We start from the raw sequence: 7,163 nt of genomic DNA on the forward strand, positions 1-7,163 counted from the left end.
GTGCTGGGGGCCGGGGCCACCGGCGTCATCGCCTACAACGATCTGATGGCCATCGGGACCATCGAGGGTCTGGCCGACAGCGGGGTCGAGGTACCGCGCGAGGTGAGCGTGGTGGGGGTGGACGACACCATCGCGGGGCGGGTGAACCGGCCCAAGCTGACCTCCATCGCGATGCCGACCCAGGAGGCGGGCCGCTCGGCGGTGGATTTGCTCCTGCACGCGATCGACCTGCCGGCCGGCCGGAGCGCCGCCAAGACGACGCTGGAGACGTCGCTGGTGATCCGCGAGTCCACCGCACCCCCGCCGGGTGCCAAGTAAGGCAAGGCTTACCTACTCTCCACGCCCCCGTTCCGGGATACCGGGCGGGGGTTAGGTTTGCCTTACGTGACGCACCGCATTTCCGGGAACCGGAACGCGGCTTGCTCGCTTTGCGGGAATTACGCAACAATGGCGTTGTGAAAAACGGCGAGACGCAGCGTACGACGCCGGCGGCAGCGGATGCCGCCGGCGCCGCTCCGTCGCGCGCCGCCACCGCGTCCGCCCAGGACGGGGAGCAGCACGGCACCCGGCAGCGGGTGGCCCGGTCCATCCTCGACCACGGCCCCTCCACCGCCGCCGAGCTGGCCGACCGGCTCGCCCTCACCCAGGCCGCCGTACGCCGGCACCTGGACGCGCTGGCCGCCGACGGGGTGGTCGAGGCCCGCGAGAAGCGGATCTACGGCTCCCGCGGCCGGGGGCGGCCCGCCAAGGTCTTCGCCCTCACCGACGGCGGCCGGGACGCCTTCGACCACGCCTACGACGCCCTGGCCGTGGAGGCGCTGAGCTTCATCGCCCGCGCCGCCGGGGGCGGGGAGCGCGGCGCCGCCGCCGTCCTCGCCTTCGCCCGCGAGCGGGCCGCCGCCCAGGGCGAGCGCTACCGGCACCGGCTGGAGGCCGCGGGCGAGGGCGCCCAGGGGCGCACCCGGGCGCTGGCCGAGGCCCTGACGCAGGACGGGTACGCTGCGATGGCGCGCACCGCGCCCGGCGCGCCGGGGGAGCAGCTGTGCCAGCACCACTGCCCGGTGGCGCACGCCGCCGAGCGTTTTCCGCAGCTGTGCGAGGCGGAGGCCGAGGTCTTCTCCCGCCTGCTGGGCACCCATGTGCAGCGGCTCGCCACCATCGCGCACGGCGACGGCGTCTGCACCACCTTCGTCCCCTCCGGGCCACCCGCCGGCCACCGGCCGGCACCGTCACCGGCGCCGGAGACACCCACCACAGCGACACCACGCACTGCCGGGAGGAACCCCGCATGACGCTCCCCACGGAGACCGCCCACCCCGAGCTGGAAGGGCTGGGCACCTATGAGTACGGCTGGGCCGACTCCGACGCGGCCGGTGCCGCCGCCAAGCGCGGCCTGAACGAGGACGTCGTCAAGGACATCTCCCAGAAGAAGTCCGAGCCGGACTGGATGCTCAACCTGCGGCTCAAGGGCCTGAAGCTGTTCGGCAAGAAGCCGATGCCCACCTGGGGCTCGGACCTGTCGGGCATCGACTTCGACAACATCAAGTACTTCGTCCGCTCCACCGAGAAGCAGGCCACCAGCTGGGAGGACCTGCCCGAGGACATCAAGAACACCTACGACAAGCTGGGCATCCCGGAGGCCGAGAAGCAGCGTCTGGTCGCCGGTGTCGCCGCGCAGTACGAGTCGGAGGTCGTCTACCACCAGATCCGCGAGGACCTGGAGCAGCAGGGCGTCATCTTCCTGGACACCGACACCGCGCTCAAGGAGCACCCGGAGCTGTTCCAGGAGCACTTCGGCACCGTGATCCCGGCCGGTGACAACAAGTTCGCCGCGCTGAACACGGCGGTGTGGTCCGGCGGCTCCTTCATCTACGTGCCGCCGGGCGTGCACGTGGACATCCCGCTCCAGGCGTACTTCCGCATCAACACCGAGAACATGGGCCAGTTCGAGCGGACCCTGATCATCGTCGACGAGAACGCCTACGTGCACTACGTCGAGGGCTGCACCGCGCCGATCTACAACTCGGACTCGCTGCACTCGGCGGTCGTCGAGATCATCGTGAAGAAGGGCGGCCGCTGCCGCTACACCACGATCCAGAACTGGTCCAACAACGTCTACAACCTGGTGACCAAGCGGGCGGTGGCCTACGAGGGCGCCACCATGGAGTGGGTCGACGGCAACATCGGCTCCAAGGTGACCATGAAGTACCCGGCCATCTACCTGATGGGCGAGCACGCCAAGGGCGAGACCCTGTCGGTGGCGTTCGCGGGCGAGGGCCAGCACCAGGACGCCGGCGCCAAGATGGTGCACATGGCGCCCCGCACCTCCTCCAACATCGTCTCCAAGTCGGTGGCCCGCGGCGGCGGCCGTACCTCCTACCGGGGCCTGATCGAGATCGGCGAGGGCGCGGAGGGCTCCAAGTCCAACGTGCTGTGCGACGCGCTGCTGGTGGACACCGTCTCCCGCTCCGACACCTACCCCTACGTCGACGTCCGCGAGGACGACGTGACCATGGGGCACGAGGCCACGGTCTCCAAGGTGAGCGACGACCAGCTGTTCTACCTGATGAGCCGCGGGCTGTCCGAGGACGAGGCGATGGCGATGATCGTGCGCGGCTTCGTCGAGCCGATCGCCAAGGAACTGCCCATGGAGTACGCCCTGGAGCTGAACCGGCTGATCGAGCTGCAGATGGAGGGCTCGGTCGGCTGACCCGGCGCCCGCCCGCGACCCGTTTCCCCCAATCAAGAGAGTGAGCACGACGAGACCCATGGCTGAGGCCCCAACCAATCCGGTCGCGCTGGCGGCGGAATCCACCGTCGCCACCCGGATGAGCGCCCCGCCGTCCTTCGACGTGGCCGATTTCCCGGTGCCCACCGGCCGTGAGGAGGAGTGGCGCTTCACTCCTCTGGAGCGGCTGCGCGGCCTGCACGACGGCAGCGCCGCCGCCACCGCCGGCGGCAGCGTCAAGGCCGAGGTGACCGCCCCCGAGGGCTCCGGCGTCACGGTGGAGACCGTGAGCCGCGACGACGCCCGGGTCGGCAAGGCCGGTACCCCGGTGGACCGGGTCGCCGCGCAGGCGTTCAGCGCGGTGGAGAAGGCGACCGTGGTCACCGTGCCCGCCGAGGCGGTCCTGACCGAGCCGGTGCGGGTGTCCGTGCACGGCGAGGGCGGCGTCACCTTCGGGCACACCGTCTTCCAGATCGGCGCCTTCGCCGAGGTCGTCCTCGTCCTCGACCACACCGGTGACACCGTGCGCGCTGCCAACGTCGACTTCGTCGTCGGCGACGGCGCCAAGGTCACCGTGGTGTCCGTGCAGGACTGGGCCGACACCGCCGTGCACTGCTCGCAGCACAACGCGCTGGTCGGCCGGGACGCCACCTTCAAGTCGGTGGTCGTCACCTTCGGCGGCGACGTGGTCCGCATCCACCCCCGGGTGACGTACGCGGGCCCCGGCGGCGAGGCCGAGCTGTACGGCCTGTACTTCACCGACGGCGGCCAGCACCAGGAGCACCGGCTGCTGGTGGACCACTCCGCCCCCAACTGCCGCAGCAACGTGGCCTACAAGGGGGCGCTCCAGGGCGCGGACGCGCACGCGGTGTGGATCGGCGACGTGGTCATCCAGGCCGCCGCCACCGGCACCGACACCTACGAGCTGAACCGCAACCTCGTCCTCACCGACGGCGCGCGGGTCGACTCCGTCCCCAACCTGGAGATCGAGACCGGTGAGATCGCCGGGGCCGGTCACGCCAGTGCCACCGGCCGGTTCGAGGACGAGCAGCTGTTCTACCTGATGGCGCGCGGTATCCCCGAGGACGAGGCGCGGCGTCTGGTGGTGCGCGGCTTCTTCGCCGAGCTGATCCAGCAGATCGGCGTCCCGGACGTCGAGGAGCGGCTGATCGCCAAGCTCACCGCCGAGCTGGAGAGGTCCATCGCATGACCGCCGACGCGTCCGCGTACGTGAAGGCCTGCGCGCTGGGTGACCTGGAGGAGGACACCCCCAAGCGCGTGGAGCTGGGCGGGGTGCCGGTGGCCGTGGTACGGACCGAGGGCGAGGTCTTCGCCGTCCACGACATCTGTTCGCACGCCAATGTCTCGCTCTCCGAGGGTGAGGTGGAGGACTGCCGGATCGAGTGCTGGCTGCACGGCTCCAGCTTCGATCTGCGCACCGGCAAGCCCTCCGGGCTGCCGGCGACCCGCCCCATCCCCGTGTTCCCCGTCAAGATCGAAGGAGACGGCCCCGGCGCCGCTGTGCTCGTCTCCGTCACCCAGGAGTCCTGAAGCACCCATGGCAACCCTTGAGATCCGCGACCTGCACGTCTCCGTCGAAGCCGAAGGCGGCCCCACCGAGATCCTGCGCGGCGTCGACCTGACCGTGAAGCAGGGCGAGACGCACGCCATCATGGGCCCCAACGGCTCCGGCAAGTCCACCCTGGCCTACTCGCTGGCCGGCCACCCCAAGTACACCGTCACCGGCGGCACCGTCACCCTCGACGGTGAGGACGTCCTGGAGATGTCGGTCGACGAGCGCGCCCGCGCCGGCGTCTTCCTGGCGATGCAGTACCCCGTCGAGGTCCCCGGCGTCTCCGTCTCCAACTTCCTGCGCACCTCCGCCACCGCCGTGCGCGGCGAGGCACCCAAGCTGCGTACCTGGGTCAAGGAGGTCAAGGAGGCGATGGCCCGGCTGGAGATGGACCCCGCCTTCGCCGAGCGCAACGTGAACGAGGGCTTCTCCGGCGGGGAGAAGAAGCGGCACGAGATCCTCCAGCTGGAACTGCTCAAGCCGAAGATCGCCATCCTCGACGAGACCGACTCCGGCCTGGACATCGACGCGCTGCGCATCGTGTCCGAGGGCGTGAACCGGGTGCGCGAGAACGGTGAGTCCGGCACCCTGCTGATCACCCACTACACCCGCATCCTGCGCTACATCAACCCCGACCACGTGCACGTCTTCGCCGGCGGCCGCATCGTCGAGTCGGGCGGCCCCGAGCTGGCCGACAAGCTGGAGGCCGAGGGCTACGAGGCCTACACGAAGGGCGGTGGCGTCTCATGACCGACGCGCGGGCGGGCCTGCCGGGCCTCCCGGCCGGCCTCCTGGACACCGAGGCGATCCGCAAGGACTTCCCGATCCTGGACCGGGTGCTGCACGACGGCAAGAAGCTGGTCTACCTGGACAACGCGGCCTCCTCGCAGAAGCCGCGCCAGGTGCTCGACGCGGTGAACACGTACTACGAGCGGCACAACGCCAACGTGCACCGGGGTGTGCACGTCCTGGCGGAGGAGGCCACCGAGCTGTACGAGGGCGCCCGGGACAAGGTCGCCGCGTTCATCAACGCGCCCAGCCGGGACGAGGTGATCTTCACCAAGAACGCCTCCGAGTCGCTGAACCTGGTGGCCAACATGCTCGGCTGGGCGGACGAGCCCTACCGGGTCGACTCCGGCACCGAGATCGTCATCACGGAGATGGAGCACCACTCCAACATCGTGCCGTGGCAGCTGCTCGCGCAGCGCACCGGTGCGCAGCTGAAGTGGTTCGGGCTGACGGACGAGGGCCGCCTCGACCTGTCCACCCTCGACCGGATCATCACCGAGCGGACGAAGATCGTCTCCTTCACGCTGGTGTCCAACATCCTCGGCACGGTCAACCCGGTGCGGGAGATCGTCCGGCGGGCGCACGAGGTGGGCGCGCTGGTGCTGATCGACGCCTCGCAGGCGGCGCCGCACGCGGTGCTGGACGTGCAGGACCTCGGCGCCGACTTCGTGGCCTTCACCGGTCACAAGATGTGCGGGCCGACCGGCATCGGCGTCCTGTGGGGCCGGCACGAGCTGCTGGAGGACCTGCCGCCGTTCCTGGGCGGCGGCGAGATGATCGAGACCGTCTCGATGAACTCCTCCACCTACGCCCCGGCGCCGCACAAGTTCGAGGCGGGCACGCCGCCGATCGCCCAGGCGGTCGGGCTCGGCGCGGCCGTGGACTACCTCAGCGGCATCGGGATGGACCGGATCGCGGCGCACGAGCACGCGCTGACCGAGTACGCGCTGGCGCGGCTGGCCGAGGTGCCCGAGCTGCGGATCATCGGCCCGGCGACGGCCGAGGACCGGGGCGCCGCCATCTCCTTCACGCTGGGTGACATCCACCCGCACGATGTGGGGCAGGTGCTGGACGAGCAGGGCATCGCGGTGCGGGTGGGGCACCACTGCGCGCGGCCGGTGTGCCTGCGGTACGGAATTCCGGCGACCACGCGGGCGTCGTTCTATCTGTACACCTCGCCGGCCGAGGTGGACGCCCTGGTCGACGGGCTTGAGTACGTACGCCGCTTCTTCGGGTGAGGTGCACCGGGACATGCGACTGGAATCGATGTACCAGGACGTGATCCTGGACCACTACAAGAACCCGCACGGGCGCGGCCTGCGCCCGGGCGACGCCGAGGTGCACCACGTCAACCCCACCTGCGGGGACGAGATCACCCTGCGGGTGCGGCTGGAGGGCACCACCATCGGCGACGTCAGCTACGAGGGGCAGGGCTGTTCGATCAGCCAGGCCAGCGCCTCGGTGCTGAACGAGCTGCTGGTCGGCAAGGAGCTGGCCGAGGCGCGCCGGATCCAGGAGACCTTCCTGGAGCTGATGCAGTCCAAGGGACGGCTGGAGCCGGACGACGCCATGGAGGACCTGCTGGAGGACGCGGTGGCGTTCGCCGGGGTCTCCAAGTACCCGGCGCGGGTGAAATGCGCACTGCTGAGCTGGATGGCGTGGAAGGAAGCGACCGCCCAGGCCCAGGTACACAAGGAGGCGGCATGAGCGAGACGACGACCGAGATCTCTCCCGCGAGCGAGGAGGAGATCCGCGAGGCGCTGTACGACGTCGTGGACCCCGAGCTGGGCATCGACGTGGTGAACCTCGGGCTCATCTACGGGATCCACGTCGACGACGACAACGTCGCCACCCTCGACATGACGCTGACGTCGGCGGCCTGCCCGCTGACGGACGTCATCGAGGACCAGGCGAAGTCGGCGACCGACGGTCTGGTGAAGGACCTGAAGATCAACTGGGTCTGGATGCCGCCGTGGGGCCCCGACAAGATCACCGACGACGGGCGCGAGCAGCTGCGCGCGCTCGGCTTCAACGTCTGAGGCACCCGCGAAGCGGGGCAGCACGCCAGGAGGC

At 70.2% G+C, this 7,163-nt stretch carries 9 protein-coding genes; all 9 read left to right on the forward strand.

Features of this window, described 5'->3' with window-relative positions; all coding sequences use genetic code 11:
- On the forward strand, nucleotides 1-318 hold a 318-nt coding region (locus ACFV5N_RS22315), incomplete at its 5' end, for a substrate-binding domain-containing protein (RefSeq protein WP_385602653.1).
- A gap of 137 nt (nucleotides 319-455) precedes the next feature.
- Entirely contained in the window at nucleotides 456-1,292 is an 837-nt protein-coding gene (locus tag ACFV5N_RS22320) for a helix-turn-helix transcriptional regulator (protein WP_385602656.1), read from the forward strand.
- Nucleotides 1,289-2,710, forward strand: coding sequence for a Fe-S cluster assembly protein SufB (sufB, locus tag ACFV5N_RS22325; protein WP_385602659.1), 1,422 nt, complete (start codon nucleotides 1,289-1,291; stop codon nucleotides 2,708-2,710). Before ACFV5N_RS22320 ends, sufB begins: the two co-directional genes overlap by 4 nt.
- Before the next feature lie 58 nt (nucleotides 2,711-2,768).
- Nucleotides 2,769-3,938 (forward strand): Fe-S cluster assembly protein SufD, encoded by a 1,170-nt coding sequence (gene sufD / locus ACFV5N_RS22330; protein ID WP_385602662.1) that lies wholly within the window; start codon nucleotides 2,769-2,771, stop codon nucleotides 3,936-3,938.
- Nucleotides 3,935-4,279: a non-heme iron oxygenase ferredoxin subunit gene (locus ACFV5N_RS22335; RefSeq protein WP_019433849.1), complete on the forward strand. Its 345-nt coding sequence runs from the start codon at nucleotides 3,935-3,937 to the stop codon at nucleotides 4,277-4,279. Before sufD ends, ACFV5N_RS22335 begins: the two co-directional genes overlap by 4 nt.
- 7 nt (nucleotides 4,280-4,286) lie before the next feature.
- Entirely contained in the window at nucleotides 4,287-5,051 is a 765-nt protein-coding gene (sufC, locus tag ACFV5N_RS22340; protein WP_385602665.1) for a Fe-S cluster assembly ATPase SufC, read from the forward strand.
- Nucleotides 5,052-5,068: 17 nt separating this feature from the next.
- Nucleotides 5,069-6,328, forward strand: coding sequence for a cysteine desulfurase (locus ACFV5N_RS22345; protein WP_385602672.1), 1,260 nt, complete (start codon nucleotides 5,069-5,071; stop codon nucleotides 6,326-6,328).
- A 13-nt stretch (nucleotides 6,329-6,341) separates the two neighbouring features.
- Nucleotides 6,342-6,797 carry a Fe-S cluster assembly sulfur transfer protein SufU gene (gene sufU / locus ACFV5N_RS22350; protein WP_385602668.1) on the forward strand — a complete coding sequence of 152 codons (456 nt, stop codon included), beginning with the start codon at nucleotides 6,342-6,344 and terminating at the stop codon, nucleotides 6,795-6,797.
- Entirely contained in the window at nucleotides 6,794-7,129 is a 336-nt protein-coding gene (locus ACFV5N_RS22355; protein ID WP_347227347.1) for a metal-sulfur cluster assembly factor, read from the forward strand. The genes sufU and ACFV5N_RS22355 overlap by 4 nt, the downstream gene beginning before the upstream one ends.
- Nucleotides 7,130-7,163 lie beyond the last annotated feature (34 nt).

Origin of the sequence: Streptomyces sp. NPDC059853, from assembly GCF_042731495.1 — a bacterium.
Lineage (GTDB): Bacteria > Actinomycetota > Actinomycetes > Streptomycetales > Streptomycetaceae > Streptomyces.